General features: G+C 67.3%; 19 protein-coding genes. 5 read left to right on the forward strand and 14 right to left on the reverse strand.

The genetic code is table 11. The features are described 5' to 3' along the window. Positions 1-139 precede the first annotated feature (139 nt). From rpoN to AC07O0_RS18395, 5 genes are all read right to left on the reverse strand, one after another. Positions 140-1672, reverse strand: a complete 1533-nt coding sequence (gene rpoN / locus AC07O0_RS18375; protein ID WP_494625125.1) for an RNA polymerase factor sigma-54 — start codon at positions 1670-1672, stop codon at positions 140-142. Positions 1673-1835: 163 nt separating this feature from the next. Beyond that, positions 1836-2651 carry an LPS export ABC transporter ATP-binding protein gene (gene lptB, locus AC07O0_RS18380; protein ID WP_494625451.1) on the reverse strand — a complete coding sequence of 272 codons (816 nt, stop codon included), beginning with the start codon at positions 2649-2651 and terminating at the stop codon, positions 1836-1838. 199 nt (positions 2652-2850) lie between these two features. Then, positions 2851-3570: an LptA/OstA family protein gene (locus AC07O0_RS18385; protein ID WP_494625126.1), complete on the reverse strand. Its 720-nt coding sequence runs from the start codon at positions 3568-3570 to the stop codon at positions 2851-2853. A gap of 41 nt (positions 3571-3611) precedes the next feature. After that, entirely contained in the window at positions 3612-4292 is a 681-nt protein-coding gene (gene lptC, locus AC07O0_RS18390; protein WP_494625127.1) for an LPS export ABC transporter periplasmic protein LptC, read from the reverse strand. Positions 4293-4465: 173 nt separating this feature from the next. Then, on the reverse strand, positions 4466-5080 hold the full coding sequence (locus tag AC07O0_RS18395; RefSeq protein WP_494625128.1) for a ribonuclease D: 615 nt from the start codon (positions 5078-5080) through the stop codon (positions 4466-4468). Between the two features lie 235 nt (positions 5081-5315). Here AC07O0_RS18395 and AC07O0_RS18400 point away from each other — a divergent pair, with 235 nt between their 5' ends. The 3 genes from AC07O0_RS18400 (at position 5316) to AC07O0_RS18410 (ending at position 7596) form a co-directional block, all read left to right on the forward strand. Then, entirely contained in the window at positions 5316-5744 is a 429-nt protein-coding gene (locus tag AC07O0_RS18400) for a hypothetical protein (RefSeq protein ID WP_494625129.1), read from the forward strand. Further along, positions 5741-6943, forward strand: coding sequence for a succinyl-diaminopimelate desuccinylase (gene dapE, locus AC07O0_RS18405; protein WP_494625130.1), 1203 nt, complete (start codon positions 5741-5743; stop codon positions 6941-6943). Before AC07O0_RS18400 ends, dapE begins: the two co-directional genes overlap by 4 nt. A gap of 65 nt (positions 6944-7008) precedes the next feature. Beyond that, entirely contained in the window at positions 7009-7596 is a 588-nt protein-coding gene (locus tag AC07O0_RS18410) for a hypothetical protein (RefSeq protein WP_494625131.1), read from the forward strand. A 21-nt stretch (positions 7597-7617) separates the two neighbouring features. Here the strand turns inward: AC07O0_RS18410 and truA are convergent, their stop codons facing one another. From truA to def, 3 genes are read right to left on the reverse strand one after another with little or no spacing between them, the layout of a single operon-like run. Further along, positions 7618-8355, reverse strand: coding sequence for a tRNA pseudouridine(38-40) synthase TruA (truA, locus tag AC07O0_RS18415; protein ID WP_494625132.1), 738 nt, complete (start codon positions 8353-8355; stop codon positions 7618-7620). A gap of 2 nt (positions 8356-8357) precedes the next feature. Next, a complete protein-coding gene (fmt, locus tag AC07O0_RS18420; protein ID WP_494625133.1) occupies positions 8358-9287 on the reverse strand; it encodes a methionyl-tRNA formyltransferase in 930 nt (309 codons plus the stop codon). Between the two features lie 19 nt (positions 9288-9306). Continuing rightward, positions 9307-9840, reverse strand: coding sequence for a peptide deformylase (def, locus tag AC07O0_RS18425; RefSeq protein ID WP_494625134.1), 534 nt, complete (start codon positions 9838-9840; stop codon positions 9307-9309). Between the two features lie 115 nt (positions 9841-9955). Here def and AC07O0_RS18430 point away from each other — a divergent pair, with 115 nt between their 5' ends. Beyond that, a complete protein-coding gene (locus AC07O0_RS18430; RefSeq protein WP_494625135.1) occupies positions 9956-11140 on the forward strand; it encodes a DNA recombination protein RmuC in 1185 nt (394 codons plus the stop codon). Positions 11141-11155: 15 nt separating this feature from the next. Here the strand turns inward: AC07O0_RS18430 and AC07O0_RS18435 are convergent, their stop codons facing one another. Then, a complete protein-coding gene (locus tag AC07O0_RS18435) occupies positions 11156-11695 on the reverse strand; it encodes a hypothetical protein (protein ID WP_494625136.1) in 540 nt (179 codons plus the stop codon). A 237-nt stretch (positions 11696-11932) separates the two neighbouring features. Between AC07O0_RS18435 and AC07O0_RS18440 the strand changes: the two genes are divergently transcribed. Next, the gene (locus tag AC07O0_RS18440; protein ID WP_494625137.1) at positions 11933-13174 is read left to right on the forward strand and encodes an MFS transporter; all 1242 of its coding nucleotides are present in this window, start codon (positions 11933-11935) and stop codon (positions 13172-13174) included. On the opposite strand, the gene AC07O0_RS18445 is transcribed toward AC07O0_RS18440, so the two are convergent. The 5 genes from AC07O0_RS18445 to AC07O0_RS18465 all read right to left on the reverse strand — a co-directional run bounded on the left by AC07O0_RS18445 (position 13175) and on the right by AC07O0_RS18465 (position 16421). Then, entirely contained in the window at positions 13175-13684 is a 510-nt protein-coding gene (locus AC07O0_RS18445; protein ID WP_494625138.1) for an OsmC family protein, read from the reverse strand. It abuts the gene before it with no gap. Positions 13685-13730: 46 nt separating this feature from the next. Then, positions 13731-14441 (reverse strand): ATP-binding cassette domain-containing protein, encoded by a 711-nt coding sequence (locus tag AC07O0_RS18450; protein ID WP_494625139.1) that lies wholly within the window; start codon positions 14439-14441, stop codon positions 13731-13733. Between the two features lie 124 nt (positions 14442-14565). After that, positions 14566-15126 (reverse strand): GNAT family N-acetyltransferase, encoded by a 561-nt coding sequence (locus tag AC07O0_RS18455; RefSeq protein ID WP_494625140.1) that lies wholly within the window; start codon positions 15124-15126, stop codon positions 14566-14568. A gap of 65 nt (positions 15127-15191) precedes the next feature. Then, positions 15192-15596 carry a VOC family protein gene (locus AC07O0_RS18460; RefSeq protein WP_494625141.1) on the reverse strand — a complete coding sequence of 135 codons (405 nt, stop codon included), beginning with the start codon at positions 15594-15596 and terminating at the stop codon, positions 15192-15194. A 42-nt stretch (positions 15597-15638) separates the two neighbouring features. After that, positions 15639-16421, reverse strand: a complete 783-nt coding sequence (locus AC07O0_RS18465; protein ID WP_494625142.1) for an ABC transporter ATP-binding protein — start codon at positions 16419-16421, stop codon at positions 15639-15641. Between the last annotated feature and the right edge of the window lies 1 nt (position 16422).

The following is a 16422-nucleotide window of genomic DNA, read 5'->3' on the forward strand; positions in this document are numbered from 1 at the left end:
GAGGTAAGAACGGCCTCATGGGGTTGTCAATGTGCGGAGCGGCGCAGTTGCACGAGTGGCAGGGCGAGGCTGCAAGCGGCTCATGGTCCGATGATCGTTTCGCGCTGCAGCGCAAAATCAACCTGACGCGGCGTATTCGTCAGCGCCCGGCCAGCGCCATCGCCGCCTTCTCGCGACGGCGTTCCATCGAGGAGGGAATGCGCAGCGATTCCCTGTACTTCGCCACGGTGCGGCGGGCGATGTCGATGCCGCTCTCCTTCAACCTGGTGACGATCGCGTCATCCGAGAGCACATCCTTTGGCGGCTCGTCGTCGATCATCTGCTTGATGCGATAGCGCACGGCCTCGGCCGAATGCGCCTCGCCGTAACCGGTCGCGGCAATCGCGGCGGAAAAGAAGTATTTCATCTCGAAGACCCCGCGCGAGCAGGCGAGGTACTTGTTCGAGGTGACGCGTGAGACGGTCGACTCATGCATGCCGATGGCATCGGCGACGGTCTTCAGATTGAGCGGACGCAGATGCTCGACGCCGTAAGCGAAGAAGCCGTCCTGCTGGCGCACGATCTCGCTTGCGACCTTGAGGATGGTGCGGGCGCGCTGCTCGAGCGAGCGCGTCAACCAGTTCGCGGTCTGCAGGCATTCAGCGATGAAAGCCTTCTCCGTATCGCTGCGGGCCGCCTTCGAGACACGGGCGTGATAGGTCTGGTTGATCAGCACCCGCGGCAATGTGTCGGGGTTGAGATCGACCAGCCAGGAACCGTCCGGCGCGGCACGGATGAAGACGTCCGGCACCACCGTCTCGGCCGCCGAGCCGCCGAAGGCGCGCCCGGGTTTGGGGTCGAGCCGCCGGATCTCGGCGACCATGTCGGCGATGTCCTCGTCATCGACGCCGCAGACGCGCTTGAGGGCGGCGTAGTCGCGCCTGGCGAGGAGTGGCAGGTTGGCGATCAGGGCCTGCATGGCCGGATCGTAGCGATTGCGATCGCGCAACTGGATCGCCAGGCACTCACTGACATCGCGGGCGGCGACACCGCTGGGATCAAAGCCCTGGACGATGGCGAGGACCTGCTCGACCTTGGCGAGGTCGACGCCGAGGCGTTCGGCGATGTCAGCCAGCGGCTCGGTCAGATAGCCCGAATCGTCGACGCCATCGATGATGTGGCGGCCGATCAGCCGCTCGGCCGGCGCGGTCACGGCCAGATCGAGCTGGGCGCTGAGATGCTCGTGCAGCGAGAGCTCGCTGGTCAGGCCACTTTCGAAGCCTTCCGGCCCCTCCTCGAAGGAGCCGCCGGAGCCGCCATAGCTCCCGCCGATGATCGGCAGGCTGTCGGCTCCTTGCGTCTCGAGCCTCGCCGCCTGCGGCTGCTCGTTCTGGAAGACGTTGTCGAGGCCGGTGCCGAGCCTGCCCTCCATGCCTTCCTGGGTGTTGAGACTTTCGGCGCGAGCATAGGTCTCTGCGTCGGCGGTGTGCGGACTTTCCCCCGCACCGTTCGGCGAACCCGGCTCCGGAGCCTCGTCACTGCGCTCGAGCAGCGGATTGCGCTCCAGCTCGCCCTCGACGAAGCTCTGCAGTTCGAGATGGGAGAGCTGGAGCAGCTTGATCGCCTGCAGCAATTGCGGCGTCATCACCAGGGACTGGCCCTGGCGCAGCTCCATGCGTGGCATCATCGCCATCGCGATCCCGACTCCTTAGCCTGCGACAACTCGGCACGGTTCTTGCCTGTGAGCCAGACTAGCTGTGCGGTGCAGCGGCGTCAAAGCCCCATGCGGGCTTTCGCCTCGGGAAGTTAATGCACTGCAGCATCCGCAATCCCGAACAGCTGCAGCGCCAGCCTGCTCAGAGGCGGAAATCCTCGCCGAGATACACACGGCGGACATCGGCATTGGCGATGATCTCGGCCGGCGAGCCCTCGGTCAGCACGCGGCCGGAATGGATGATGTAGGCACGGTCGACCAGCCCCAGCGTCTCGCGGACATTGTGGTCGGTGATCAGCACGCCGATGCCGCGGTCGGTCAATTGCCGGACCAGTTCCTGGATATCGCCGACCGCGATCGGATCGATGCCGGCGAAGGGCTCGTCGAGCAGGATGAAGGAGGGGCGGCCGGCAAGGGCGCGGGCGATCTCGCAGCGGCGGCGCTCGCCGCCCGAGAGCGCGATCGAGGGCGCCTTGCGCAGACGGGTGATGTTGAACTCGTCTAGCAGCTTGTCGAGCTCGCGCTCGCGCTTCTTGCGGTTCGGCTCGACCACTTCGAGCACGGCGCGGATATTGTCCTCGACCGAGAGGCCGCGGAAGATCGAGGCCTCCTGCGGCAGGTAGCCGATGCCGAGCCGGGCGCGCTGGTACATCGGCAGGTTGGTGATGTCGTTCCCCTCGAGCGAGATCACACCCAGATCGGCGCTGACCAGGCCGGTGATCATATAGAAGATCGTGGTCTTGCCGGCGCCGTTCGGCCCAAGCAGGCCGACAGCCTCGCCATTGCGGACATAGAGCGAGGCCTCGCTGACGACATTGCGGGCGCCATAGGTCTTGCGCAGGCCACTGACGGCAAGGATGCCGGCGCCACCGACGGCGCTCGCGATGGGACCGGGCTGCACGTCGTCCTCAACCGCCTGCTTGCCCCTGCCGAAGAGCCCGCCGAGCCTGCTGAACAGGCCGGGGCGCGCCGCCGGCGCCTTGGCCGGCCGCGTCGGATTGGGCTGCGCCTGCTGGGCAGCCTCAGGCGGAGGAGAGATGGATACCGTCACAGGAGGAAGCGCGCGCTGCTGACGTTCGACATGGGTCCGCTCTGGTATGCGAGGCGCGCCGAACTGGCAACGCCTTCTTGCAGCCACCCCTGCCGCAAGGGAAAGCTCAATTGGTCGGCGTGGCCGCCGGCTTGGCGCCCGCCTTGTTGTCCTTGCCGTCCTTCTTGTCTTTGCCTTCCTCGCCCTGGTTCGGCACGAAGAAGCCCTGGACGCGCCCTTTCGAGGTCACGTTGGCGACGCCGGTCTGGGTGTCGTAGACGAGCTGATCGCCGCGGGTGATGTTCGGGCCGTCGTTCAAGGCGACGTTGCCGGTCATGATCACTTTGTTGTTGGCGCGGTCGAAGACGGCGTTGTCCGAGGTCGCAGCCTGGGTCTTCGAGACGACGGTGACCGGGCCGGTGCACTCGATCCGCTTGATCGCGCCGTCATTGCCCCCCTGGCCTTGCGCAGCAGCCGGTTGCGCGGGCTTCGCCGCCCCGCCCTGGCCACGGCCCTCGTAGAACACGGTCATCACCGAGCAACGCACGGTGGTCTCGCCCTGCACGGCGACGACGTTGCCGGAAAAGATCGCCTTGTTGTCCTTGTCGAGCACGTCGAGCTTGTTCGCGTCGATCTTGATCGGCTCCTTGCTGTCGCCGCCCATGCCGCCGAAAGGCGAGCCTGGCGCGCCGCCCCGGGGCTTGGCCGGCTTGGCCGGCGCCGCGCTCGCAGCAGCTGGCGCTGCGGCAGGGGGCGAGCCGGGCCGCGCGGGCTGTTGCTGCGCCAGCGCGGCGACTGACAGGGCCGGCGCGACCAGGACAGCAAGAGCGAGAGCGAAGGGTTTCATCGGCGACCTGTGGCTGACCTGCATGGTTGGGTACGATGATCTCACGGCTTGGACGCCGGGCGAAGGGCTTCGACATTGGGCGTGCTGCCCTCGCGCTCCGGCCCGGCCAGGCTGCGCGCCGGCGCATTCTCGATCAGGACGTGGACGCGCCCCTCGAAGGTGATGAGCGCACCATTGTCCTTCACATCGAGCGTGTCGGCGTCGATTGTGGTCGTGCCGAGATTGACCTTGACCGGCTCGCGCGAGTTGACGGTCCCGCCCTTGAAGTCGACATCGGCCGTGCGCATGCTGACATCATAGCCCGACTCGGTGCGGATCTTCACATCGTCGACCAGCTTCAGCCTTTCCTTCTGCTGGTCGAAATGGCCGCTCCGGGCGTTGATGTTGATCCAGCCTTCCGACTTCATCAGCACGCGCGCCGTCATCTTGACCAGCTCGATCTGCGTCGGGTTGCGCACATCCTGCAGGGCCGAGTCGGCCGTGACCTCATAGGGACTGTTGTCCTTGCGATAGCCGGCGAGTTTCGGCGCTTCCATCACCACCTTGCCGCCGGACAGGCTGATCCCGCCGAGCGAGAAATTGCCAGCCTGGCGCAGCGGATTGAGGAAGGGGACGATGATCAGCCCCACCACCGCGACGATCGCTCCGACCGGAATCAGGCGCCGCAACAGGCGCACGAGCGCGGAATGCCGGCGAGCCGCCCGGAAGGCGCTCTGCCGCATCTGCGCCCGAATCGCCGTCGGACTGCGCGTTTCAGGAGATGTGATCGCCAAGCTCATGCCCGCCCATTGCCAGCCACCAGCGGCTTTTTCATGTCGAACCGGCGCATGTCGACAGGCAACAGCGACCGGTCCGGCGACCGCCAGACGGATGACCTAGCTCAAATACATCAACTTTACGTATGCGCGAAGATGTCGACTTCGGGCCAGCCGGCGAGATCGAGTTCGGCGCGCGTCGGCAGGAAGTCGAAGCAGGCCTTGGCGAGATGCATGCGCCCCTCGCGCTCCAGCAGCACGTCGAGCTTCGCTTTTAGTGCGTGCAGATGCAGCACGTCGGAGGCGGCATAGCCGAGCTGGGCCTCGGTCAGCGTGTCGGCACCCCAGTCCGAGGATTGCTGCTGCTTCGAGAGCTCGACGCCGAGGAGTTCGCGGACGAGGTCCTTCAGCCCGTGCCGGTCGGTATAGGTACGCACCAGCTTGGAGGCGATCTTGGTGCAGTAGACCGGCGTGGTGACGACGCCGAAGGCGTTCTCCAGCGCCGCGATGTCGAAGCGGGCGAAGTGGAAGAGCTTCAACACGCTCGCATCGGCGAGGATGCGGCAGAGATTGGCCGGCACCGGGCTGCCCTTCGGGATCTGCACGACGTCAGCGGTGCCGTCGCCACGCGAGAGCTGCACCACGCAAAGCCGGTCGCGCTGCGGATTGAGGCCCAGCGTCTCAGTGTCGATCGCCAGGACCGGCCCCGGCTCGAACCCATCGGGAAGATCGCCGCGGTGCAGACGAATTGTCATACCCAAAACCTCGCTCGGCAGCGCAGCCACGCCGCTCAGTCAACCTGCCACCCACCGATCAAGCCGAGTGGCCTTCCTGAAAATCCGGAGAACGCTTCGCAGCTAGCGGCGCGCCCGGCCGCATTCAAGCATTTTCTCTGGCGATACAACCGGTTCGGAGGCATTAACCTTTTATTCACCATGTGCTTCATTCGCGCGCCCAGGCGTGCAAGGATACGGAATCGGAGCTTGACGCATGTCCGCAATCCGCTTGTTCACCGATCTCGACGGCCGAATCGGGCTGCGCCAGCTCTGGCTCGGCAGCATCGCGCTCGCATTCTGCCTGCTGGCGATCCAATGGGGCGCCCCGCGCCTGGTGGACCGACAATCAGCGGCGATGGCCGTTGCTTTCGCCAACGCCTTCGCCCTGTTCCCCTGGGCTGCGCTAGCCGCCAAGCGCGCGACCGACCGGGGCGGCTCGTCGCTTTTCGGCATCATGCTGGTCTGTGCGATCGTGCTGCCGCGAGAAGTGCAGCCATTGCTCGGCTATGCCTGGGCCCCGTCGCTAATCGCGATCTCGACGATGGCCTGGCTGGTCGCGCTAGTCGATCTCGGGCTGATGCCGGGCGTCGACCGCGATGCGCCGCTTGCAGAGCACCTAGGGACTGCTAAACGGGCTCGATGAGCCCCAACACACCCGCCCCCTTCGACTTCGACCCCACCGATCCGATCGCCCTCACCCAAGCCTTGGTGCGCTGTCCTTCAGTGACGCCCGCCGAAGGCGGCGCGCTCTCGCTGCTCAGCGCCGTGCTGAGCGCCGAGGGCTTCAGCGTCGAGCGGCCGGTGTTCTCCGAGCCGGGCATGCCGGATATCGAGAACCTCTATGCCCGCATCGGCAGCGAGGGGCCGGTCCTCGTCATCGCCGGCCATACCGACGTCGTCCCGCCCGGCGACCTCGCTGCCTGGACGCATGATCCGTTCGCGGCGGACATCGTCGACGGCGCGCTCTATGGCCGCGGCGCCTGCGACATGAAGGGCGGGCTCGCTGCCATGGCGTCAGCAGCGATCCGTTATCGCCGCGAGAATCCGGATGCACCGGGCTCGATCGCCTTCCTGGTCACCGGGGACGAGGAAGGCCCGGCGGTCAACGGCACCGTCAAGCTCCTCGCCTGGGCCGACCAGCGCGGCGAACGCTTCGACCATTGCCTGCTCGGCGAGCCGACCAACCCGGCTGCGATGAGCGACATGATCAAGATTGGCCGGCGCGGCTCGCTGACCGGCAAGCTCACAGTCCAGGGCGTGCAGGGCCATGTCGGCTATCCGCATCTGGCCCAGAATCCGATCCGCGGCATGGTGCGGTTGCTCGCCGGGCTCGAGGCGACACCGCTCGACGCCGGCACCGAGCATTTCGGCCCGAGCAATCTCGAGCTGACGACGCTCGATGTCGGCAACCCCGCGACCAACGTGATTCCGGCGCAGGCCAGGGCCGTGTTCAACATCCGCTTCAACGATCTCTGGGCGCCGGAGACGCTCGCCGCCGAGATCGAGCGCCGCCTGCGCGAGGCGGCCGGCAATGCCGTGCGCTACGAGACCAGCTTCGAGCCGACCAATGCAGTCGCCTTCCTGACCCAGCCCGGACCGTTCGTCGCGATGGTCGCGGACGCCGTCGAAGCCGAGACCGGCAAGCGCCCGGCGCTGTCGACGACCGGGGGCACCTCCGACGCCCGCTTCATCAAGAACTACTGCCCTGTCGTCGAATACGGCGTCGTCGGCCAGACCATGCACCAGATCGACGAGCGCGTCGCCACGGCCGACTTGATAACGTTGGAGCGGATCACGCATCGTTTACTAACGGATTATTTTGCCGCGGCGCAGCGCGCTTGACGGAATCGACCCTGACGCTCACATTAGACAAAAGTCTAATGCCGTGACGTCCGGAGGGTTGGGCCATGAGGCTTGCTGCCGACGATGTGACGCGATCGCTCGCCGCTTCCTGGCGCCTGCTATGGGCCGACGCGAAGGCCCTGCCTGATCTCGATCTCAGCCGCGACGGCTTCTGGCGCTCCTATCTCGCGCTCATCCTCACCATTCCATCGATGATCCCGGTGCTGGCGGCCGAACGGACGCTCGCGGGCCTCTCGAACAGCGGCGGCCTCTTCGATGCCCCCGGGCTGCTCGCGGCGGTCGTCACCGCCGAGATGCTGGCGGTGCTAGCCGTGCCGGCGCTGCTGATCGGGATCGCCCCGAACCTCGCCCACAATCCGCGCTTCACCGGCTTCATCATCGCCTGGAACTGGGCCGGCATCGTTTCGGCGGCGCTGATGGCGGTGCCGGCGACGGTCTTCGCGCTGGGCTGGTCGAACCCGGGCATCGCGACCTTTCAAACCCTCGCCTTCGCGACGATCGTGCTGAGGCTGCGCTATTGCGTGGCGCGCGCCGCCTTCGGCGCCGACGCCGGGATCGCCGGCGCGATCACTTGCGCCAGCCTGCTGGCGGATTACTCCGTCATCCAGGCCTTTGGGCTGGCCGGGTTCTGACTTCAACTCAGCAATCTGGCCTCAATAATCCACGCCGGCGAGATAGAGCCCGCAGGGCGGCGCCAGCGCTGCGCATTGCGAGCGGTCACGCGCCGCCAGCACCTTGCCGACCTTGTTCTCCGGCCAGCGCCCCATCCCGACCATCTTCAGGCAGCCGACCATGGAGCGGACCTGATGGTGGAGGAAGGAGCGGGCATGGACATAGGCGACGATCTCGGCCCCCTCGCGCCGGCAGTCGAAGCGGTCGAGCGTGCGCAACGGGCTGTTGGCCTGGCATTCGGCGGCACGGAAGGTGGTGAAGTCGTGATGGCCGATGAGCGCCTTGGCGGCGCGGTCCATCGCCTCGTGGTCGAGCTTGACCGGGACATGCCAGACCCGGTTCTTGTCGAGCGCAGGCTGAGCCCGACGGTCGAGGATGCGATAGATGTAATAGCGGCGCGTCGCCGAGATGCGAGCGTCGAAGCTATCCGGCACCGCCTCGGCGCTCAGCACCGCCACCGGCAGGCGTTTCAGCCGGGCATTGCTGGCGTCGCGCACGACATCGGCGCGCCAGCCCTTGTCGAGATCGACATGGACAACCTGATGGGTGGCATGAACGCCGGCATCGGTCCGCCCGGCGCAATGCAGGCGCACGGCATGGCCGCAGAAGGCCTCGATCGCCTCCTCGACGCTCTGCTGTACCGACGGCCCGTTGAGCTGGCGCTGCCAGCCCGAGAAGGGCGTGCCGTCATATTCGATGACGAGCTTGTACCGAGGCATCGCTACAGTTTCGCGCCGGCAGACAGCCTCGCGCCGCGCAGGAATTCCTGGGCGCTCATCGGCCCCTTGCCGGCGCGCTGGACCTGGAGCAGCTTCACCGCCCCGACCGCGCAGGCGACCGTGCCCTCGTCGTCGAGCAGCGTGCCCGGCTCGGCCGCACCGCCGGCGCGAGCGGTACGCAGGAGCTTCAGCCGCTCAGGACCCTTGCCGAGGTCGACCTCGATGAAGGCGCCCGGGAAGGGCGAGAGGCCGCGTACGACATCATGAACCTGCTGTGCCGGCCGATTCCAGCTCAGCTTGGCCTCGTCATTGCCGATCTTGCTGGCATAGGTGACGCCCTCTTCGGGCTGCGGCGTGAAGCGCAGGCCGCCACGGCTCAGCGCGGCGAGCGCCCGCACCATCAGGTCGGAACCGAGGCTGGCGAGCCGGTCATGCATGTCGCCGGCGGTGGCGTTGCCGTCGATCGCCAGCGTCTCGACCATGGCGACCGGGCCAGTATCGAGCCCCTCCTCCATCTTCATCACGCAGACGCCGGTCTCGGCATCGCCGGCCATGATGGCGCGCTGGATCGGCGCGGCGCCGCGCCAGCGCGGCAGCAGCGAGGCATGCAGATTGAGGCAGCCGAGCTCCGGTACCTCCAGGATCGCCTTGGGCAGGATCAGGCCATAGGCGACGACGACGGCGACATCGGCCTGATGCGAGGCCATGATCTCGGCCGCCTCGGCGTTCTTCAGCGTCTTCGGCGAGAACACCGGGATGCCGAAGCGCTCGGCCGTCACCTGGACCGGCGAGGGCCGCAGCTCCATGCCGCGCCCGGCCGGCGCCGGGGCGCGGGTGTAGACCGAGACGACCTCGTGGCCCTGACCGATGATCTCGGTCAGGGTGGGCACGGCGAAATCCGGCGTGCCCATGAAGATGACGCGCAAGCTCATGCTCTGACGCTCCAGCCGCTCAGGCCGCGCTATCCCGTTTCGCCGCCTTGGCGAAGCGCTTGTTCACCCGGTCGCGCTTCAGCCGCGACAGGTAATCGATGAAGAGCACGCCGTTGAGATGGTCGATCTCGTGCTGCAGGCAGGTGGCGAGCAGGCCGTCCGCCTCGATCTCATGCGCATTGCCGTCGAGATCGCGATAGGCGACCTTGACCCGCGCCGGCCGCTCGACCTCCTCGTAATATTCGGGGATCGAGAGACAGCCCTCCTCATAGGAGCTGAGCTCCTCCGAGCGCCAGGTCACTTCCGGGTTGATGAAGACCCTCGGCTCGCGCTTCTGCTCCTCGCCTTCCGCCGCCTGCTTCGAGACGTCGAGCGTGATGAGGCGGACCGGCTCGCCGATCTGGATCGCGGCGAGGCCGATTCCCGGCGCGTCGTACATCGTCTCCAGCATGTCATCGGCAAGCTTGCGGATCTCCGGCGTGATGTCGCCGATCGGCGCGGAAACCTTGCGCAGCATCGAATCGGGCAGGATGACGAGGGGGCGGATAGCCATAGGGCGCTCTGAAACGATTGTCGGAAGTTGCGGCGACATAAGCTCTTGTGGGGAAGCGGTCAAACTGTTCCGCTTTCGTTCTAGAATTGCCACCCGAATCGTGTAGGCTCCCAGGATGAACCAGATCGCCTTCGTCCTGCTGGAACGCCCCGTGAGCTGGGCCGAGGCCGCCTTCGGCTTCGCCGGATTGACGCTCATCCTGCTGGTGCTGGCATTGCTCTCGTCCTGGCGCGGCTCGCGCCGGCGCGAGCTGGAAGCGGCGATGGCGGCCGAGCGCGCCCGCGAGATGGACGACAAGGTCGCCGAGATGAACCGGCTGCAGGCCGAGCTCACCGGCCGGATGCAGACCATGGCCGAGATCCTCTCGACCCGGCAGGGTGACCTTGCCCGCATCATGGCCGAGCGGATGGACGGCTTGCGCCAGCAGGTCGGCGCCGGGCTGGAGCAGAATGTCCGCCAGACCAATGAGAGCCTCGGCAAGCTGCAGGAGCGGCTTGCCGTCATCGACAACGCGCAGAAGAACCTGACCGAGCTCACCGGCGAGGTGGTGACGCTGAAGGACGTACTCGCCAACAAGCAGGCGCGCGGCGCCTATGGCCAGGGCCGGATGGAAGCGATCATCCGCGATGGGCTTCCGGCGGCGTTCTTCACCTTCCAGCCGACGCTTTCGACCGGCAAGCGGCCGGACTGCCTCGTCACCCTGCCGGGCGACGGGCGCGGCCTCGTCATCGACGCCAAGTTCCCGCTGGAGAGCTTCACCCTGCTGCGCGAGGCGCGCGGCGACGACGCCAAGAAGCAGGCCTCGGCCAGGGTGCGCGCCGATGTCGGCCAGCACGTCAAGGATATCGCCGAGCGCTATTTCCTGCCGGGCGAGACGCAGGACATGGCGCTGCTCTTCGTGCCGTCGGAAGCGATCTATGCCGACCTGCATGAGCATTTTGACGACGTCATCCAGAAGGCGCACCGGGCGCGGGTGATGATCGTCTCGCCCTCGCTGCTGGCGCTGGCGATCCAGCTGATGCAGTCGCTGGTGCGCGATGCCCGCATGCGCGAGGAGGCGCAGGTCATCCAGTCGGAGGTCGGCAAATTGCTCGACGACGTCCGCCGGCTCGGCGATCGCGTCGACAAGCTCGACAACCATTTCCGCCAGGCCCAGGACGACGTCGCCCAGATCAAGACTTCGGCCGGCAAGGTCACCGGCCGGGCCGAGAAGATCGGCGCGCTCGAATTCGACGATGCCCGCCCGAATGAGCCGGCGCTGCCCTTCGCCAAAGAGGTGAAGCTGAAGGCGGCGGAGTGAACGCTGCGCCTAACCTCAGCGCGGCCGGGGCAATTGCCGCTCGGCCTCGCCGATCAGGCTATCCTGACCATCGGTCGGCCCGCCATGCAGCGCGGCGACCCGGCGCAGCATCCCGAAAAGCTCCTCGAACTCCGCCCGCGTGAGATGCGGTCGCAGCAGGTCGCGCAGATCCATCAGCGCGATCGTCTTCGAAGGCGAGGCCTTGACGGCGTGCTGCGCCAGCACGAGGCGCTCATCGAGATCCGCGCCGTATTCCAGCATGACGCGCATCTCGCTGCGGATCAGGTCGAGCTGCTCGGTCGTCGGCTCACCACGCTCGCGAGCGACGAGGCACATCAGTGCCACGGCGCCGTCGCGGCTTTCCGGCAGCGTCTTCAAGGCCGTGCGGCGCGCTTCGGCTTCCGACTCGGCGCGGCGCCGGCTCAGCAAATCGCGGCGCTTCTGCTCGCTGCCGGCGCTGAGTCGCTGGCTGACATATTCCATGCCGCCGCCCCAGATCATCCAATAGATCACGCCGGTGGTGATGGCGCCGACGATGGCTGCGAGAACCGGCATGCAAATCTCCTGTCGCGGCGCCTGCGATCGGAGCGAGCAATGCAGGACGGCCCGATCTTGGCCCGATCAGGGCATGTATCGCAGTTGCAGAGCCAGTTTTGTGACGAAACCCGCCGCTCTCAGCCTCGTATCACTGCGGGCGCGGCCTATTGTCCAAATCGGGCCCGCCGCCATGGCGAGATCACATTCCGGGGTTGAGTTGCGGGTCTTCCCAGACTGCGCCGGAGGCCGTGAACCTTGCTCGTTCAGATCGGAACGCTCATCGCCGCGACGAGCCTCGTGCAGCTCGCCAACGGCTTCTTCAACACGTTCCTGTCGCTGCGGCTGACGAGCGAGGGTTTCGGGGCGACGCTGACCGGCATCGTGCTGAGTGCCTATTTCGTCGGCTTCACCATCGGCGCCGTCTGGTGCGGGCTGGTGATCCAGCGCATCGGCCATATCCGGGCCTATGCCGCCTTCGCGGGGATGGTCGTGGTCGGGACGGCGGCGATGCCGCTCTTCGTCTCGCCCATGGGCTGGATCGCATGCCGGATGGCGATCGGAATCGGCTGCGTCGGCCTGTTCATCACCACCGAGAGCTGGCTCAACGCCAAGGCTCCGGCGGACCAGCGCGGCCGCATCTTCTCGATCTACATGGTCGGCACCTTCCTGGCCCTCGCCGCCGGCCAATTGCTGATCGGCAAGCTGCCGGTCGAAACCGCCATGCCGTTCAACATCATCGTGGCGCTGTTCGCACTGGCGCTGGTGATGGTCAGCACCACGCGCGCAGAAGCGCCGACGCTCAACCCGGAAGCCTCGCTGCCCTATGGCGAGCTGACGCGGCAAGCGCCGATCTCGGTGATCGGCTGCGTGATCGCCGGCATGATCAGCAGCGCCTTCTACGCGCTGTTCCCGGCCTGGATGGCGCGCAATGCCGTTCCGCAGGAGACGATCGCGCTGTTCATGCTGGTCGCAGTGCTCGGCGGCTTCGCCTTCCAGGTTCCGGTCGGCCGTTTTTCGGACCGCGGCGACCGCCGGATCGTGCTGGCGGGGCTGGCGCTCGGCTTTTCGGTCGCTGCCGTCGCGCTCGACCTCGTACCGCGCCATCTTGGCGCCGTTCTGCCGGTCGCGGCTCTCCTCGGCGGCTTCATGTCGACGCTCTATCCGGTCTGCGTCGCGCATGCGCTCGACCGCATGCCGCAGGACCGCGTCGTCGCCGTCAGCGGCCGGCTGATCCTGGTGAGTGGTTTCGGCTCGGCGCTCGGCCCGATCCTCGGCGCGCAGGTGATGGCGCGGCTCGACATCAACGGCCTGCTCTACTTCATGGCCGCGATCAGCGCCCTGCTCGCCGCCCTCGCCGCATTGCGCATCCGGCAGCGCGCCGCGCCCGAACAGATGTCCGAGCGCCCCTTCGCGATCATCGACCCGATGACAGCACCGATCTCGCAGGAACCGGAGGCGACGGAGGCGGATGGCTCACCGCGCCCGATGCCCGTCTGATCAGGCCCGCGCGAGGTTGGCCGAGAGTTCCGGCTTCACGTTCAGCGTCTGGAAGACGACGCAATAGCGCTCGGTCAGCTTGAGCAGCGTGTCGAGCTTGTCCTGCGGCGCATCGGTCTCGACGTCGAAGAAGAGGCGGATCGCCTTGAAGCCGACGGCGGCGTCCTTGGCAACGCCGAGCGTGCCGCGGAAATCGAGATCGCCCTCGGCCCGAACCGTGCCCTTCTTCAGCTCGATCTCGAGCGCGGTCGCGACCGCCTTCAGCGTGACCCCGGCGCAGGCGACGAGCGCCTCCAGCAGCATGTCGCCGGAGCAGAGCTCGGCGCCGGAGCCACCGGTCGCCGGGTGCAGGCCGGCGAGCGCGATCGCCCGGCCGGTCTCGACCTTGCAGGCGATGTGCTGGTCGTCGAGCTCGCCTTTGGCTTTCAGCGTGATCACCGCCGCATCGGGCGCCTCACGATACTTGTCCTTGAGCGGGGCCTGCAGAGCGCGCAGCGCGGTGACGTCCATGATCGTGATCCTCGGCCAGAAACGGGTCGCGGCCTGTCTAGCCGCTTCAGGCCGCCGCCTCCACCTCCGGCAGGACATGCCGGCTTTCCTTTTCGAGCACCCGGCGCAATTCGCGGCGCAGAGCGACGAAGCCGACGGACCCCTCCTGGCGCGGGCGGGCGAGCAGATTGTCGAGGCTGAAGGCGACCGGGCCCGGGTGCTGCGGCAGGACGAGGATGCGGTCGGCCAGGCGCACGGCCTCCTCAACCGAGCCGGTGGCGATGACGACCGCGGGACGCCCTTGCGTACAGAGCTCCGGCAGGAAGGCGGCGAGCCGTCCACGCGCCTCGACATCGAGCGCCGCGAAGGGCTCGTCGATCAGCAGCAGACGCGGCCTCAACAGTAGGAGACGGGCGATGGCGAGCCGCAGCAGCCCTTCGGGCGAGAGCGCTTCCGGACGCTGCGTCGCCTGCGCGGCGAGGCCGACGCGGACCAGCACATTGGCGATCAGGCCCTCGCGCTCGAACGGCGTCGCTTTCGGCAAAGCGAAGGCGAGGTTCTCGGCGAGGCTGAGCCAGGGGAAGAAGCGCGGCCGGGCGCAAAGCAGGCCGAGCTCGGCGGTCGGCACCGTTCCCTCCTCGCCGGCCGGGCCAGCGAGTGCACGAAGCGCCGCGGAGCGCGCCTCCGGGGTGCCAAGCAAGGCGACGACCTGGCCGGCCGCAGGGCGAGGCAGAAAGTCGTCGGACGAATGGGAGGGATCGTGAAGAGCGGCCGACATCAACTGGCTCCTTCCATAACAAGGCGGAGGGAGCGCGGACGGCATCAAGCCATCCCGTCGTCCCGCGCTTTAGCTGCATTTGTTTCGCGCCCGCAAGCTGAGGCTCAAATCGGCGCGTGTCCTTTCATAAGGTCTGAGCGTCCGTTTTGTCAAACAGACGATCTCGCTCAACGAACTCGTCCCGCATCAGTCGGTAGCTGCATTGCAGCACGATCTCTCCGCGCGATCGCGAGGTACGCTCGACCTGGTCGAGCAAGCGGAAACCCAGCCTGGCCAGAATCCGTTCCGATGCAGCATTGTCGGCGGCGTGACCCGAGCGGAGCGCCGACAGGCCCGCGTCAGTGAAGGCGAACCGCACGACCGCCCTCGCCGCCTCGGAGGCAAAACCTTGGCCCCAGGCCGCGTGCTCGAACCAATAGCCGAGCTCACCCTCGCCGCCGGCGATTTCGTCGATGTCGACCAGTCCGATCATCCGGCCGTCCAGCATCACGGCAAAACGATGGGCCTCCCCTGCCGTCCATTCGCGCCAGTGGTCGGCGAACCAGATCTGGATCTCAGCCTGGTCAGGCGGGAACGAGGCCATCCGCAGCATGCGCGTGACGGCCCGGTCGGACTGGATCTCGAAGGCGCGTTGCGCGTCGGCCACTGTCGACGGGCGCAAGTGAAGACGCTTGGTGGTGATCATCTCGAGGTCGGGCAGCTGCAAACCGGCACAGGCTGGCACGAAGCGCGGGCGGGCGGAACTGCCAGTCAGCGCGCCGCAGCGCCGCGCACGCAGGCCTCGATATTGTTGCCGTCGGGGTCGAGCACGAAGGCGCCGTAATAGTCGCCGGCGCCCTCGCGCGGGCCAGGCGGGCCGTTGTCGCGGCCGCCGGCCGAAAGCGCCGCTTGGTAGAACGCATCGACCGCTGCCTTGTCCGGCGCGATGAAGGCGATATGGGCCTGGTTCAGCCCGGCGCGCGAGCCTTCGACCCAATAGGACGGGCGGATCGTGCCGATCCAGAGATAGGGGATCGGCTCTTCGGCGCTGCGTCCGAACAGGAAGGATTCCGGGCTGTTGGAGGCGGTGGCGAGACCGAGAGGCCGGGCGATCGCATCGTAGAAGCGGCGCGCCTTGGCGAGGTTGGTGACAACGATACCGGTGTGGTCGATCATCCTGGTTGAACTACGACCTGCGGCGCTTGTTCCCCGCAGCGCTTACCACCACATGCCGGCGCTCTCGGCGCTCTTGTGCTGGCGCGGCTCGCTGTCGGTGAGCGAGCGGTCGAGGGTACGCAACGCCTCGCGCTTGGTCGCCTCGAAGGCCGGGGAGAGCCGGTCGCGCGGGCGGGCCAGCGGGTTGTCGAGCTCGTCGAAGATGCGGCCGGGCCTGGGCTGCATCACCACGATACGGTCGGCCAGCGTCACGGCCTCCTCGACATCGTGCGTCACCATCACCACGGTCGGCCGGCTCTCCTCCCAGAGCGCGAGGAGATGGCCGTGCAGGCTGGCGCGCGTGGTGGCGTCGAGCGCCGAGAAGGGCTCGTCCATCAGCAGGAGTTTCGGCCGGGTGACGAGGGCGCGGGCGATGGCGACGCGCTGCTGCTGGCCGCCGGAGAGCTCGCGCGGCCAGCGCGCTTCGTAACCGGCAAGGCCGACGCGGACAAGCGCCCCAGTGACGAGACGTGCGCGTTCCGCCGCGGGCAGATGGCTCAGGCCGAAGCCGGCATTGTCGGCGACGGAGAGCCAGGGCAGCAAGCGCGGCTCCTGGAAGATCACGCCGACATCGGCGCGCGGCTCGGTGATGGCGGCATCGTCGAGGAGGATGCGGCCTTCGCTCGGTCGGTCGAGCCCGGCGACGAGGCGCAGCAAGGTGGTCTTGCCGCAGCCGGAGCCGCCGACCAGCGCCAGGATCTCGCCGGCAGCGACGGAGATGTCGATGCCGGAGAGGGCACGGGTGCCGTCGGCATAGGTCTTGGAGAGATCGTCGAAGGTCAGCATC

The organism is Allobosea sp. GW821-FHT10B12, from assembly GCF_059415545.1.

Coding starts and splice junctions, on each gene's coding strand:
- rpoN (WP_494625125.1), bottom strand. CDS start 1,672: ATGGCGATGATGCCACGCATGGAGCTGCGCCAGGGCCAGTCCCTGGTG.
- AC07O0_RS18385 (WP_494625126.1), bottom strand. CDS start 3,570: ATGAAACCCTTCGCTCTCGCTCTTGCTGTCCTGGTCGCGCCGGCCCTG.
- lptC (WP_494625127.1), bottom strand. CDS start 4,292: ATGCGGCAGAGCGCCTTCCGGGCGGCTCGCCGGCATTCCGCGCTCGTG.
- AC07O0_RS18395 (WP_494625128.1), bottom strand. CDS start 5,080: ATGACAATTCGTCTGCACCGCGGCGATCTTCCCGATGGGTTCGAGCCG.
- AC07O0_RS18400 (WP_494625129.1), top strand. CDS start 5,316: ATGTCCGCAATCCGCTTGTTCACCGATCTCGACGGCCGAATCGGGCTG.
- dapE (WP_494625130.1), top strand. CDS start 5,741: ATGAGCCCCAACACACCCGCCCCCTTCGACTTCGACCCCACCGATCCG.
- AC07O0_RS18410 (WP_494625131.1), top strand. CDS start 7,009: ATGAGGCTTGCTGCCGACGATGTGACGCGATCGCTCGCCGCTTCCTGG.
- truA (WP_494625132.1), bottom strand. CDS start 8,355: ATGCCTCGGTACAAGCTCGTCATCGAATATGACGGCACGCCCTTCTCG.
- fmt (WP_494625133.1), bottom strand. CDS start 9,287: ATGAGCTTGCGCGTCATCTTCATGGGCACGCCGGATTTCGCCGTGCCC.
- def (WP_494625134.1), bottom strand. CDS start 9,840: ATGGCTATCCGCCCCCTCGTCATCCTGCCCGATTCGATGCTGCGCAAG.
- AC07O0_RS18430 (WP_494625135.1), top strand. CDS start 9,956: ATGAACCAGATCGCCTTCGTCCTGCTGGAACGCCCCGTGAGCTGGGCC.
- AC07O0_RS18435 (WP_494625136.1), bottom strand. CDS start 11,695: ATGCCGGTTCTCGCAGCCATCGTCGGCGCCATCACCACCGGCGTGATC.
- AC07O0_RS18445 (WP_494625138.1), bottom strand. CDS start 13,684: ATGGACGTCACCGCGCTGCGCGCTCTGCAGGCCCCGCTCAAGGACAAG.
- AC07O0_RS18450 (WP_494625139.1), bottom strand. CDS start 14,441: ATGTCGGCCGCTCTTCACGATCCCTCCCATTCGTCCGACGACTTTCTG.
- AC07O0_RS18455 (WP_494625140.1), bottom strand. CDS start 15,126: ATGATCACCACCAAGCGTCTTCACTTGCGCCCGTCGACAGTGGCCGAC.
- AC07O0_RS18460 (WP_494625141.1), bottom strand. CDS start 15,596: ATGATCGACCACACCGGTATCGTTGTCACCAACCTCGCCAAGGCGCGC.
- AC07O0_RS18465 (WP_494625142.1), bottom strand. CDS start 16,421: ATGCTGACCTTCGACGATCTCTCCAAGACCTATGCCGACGGCACCCGT.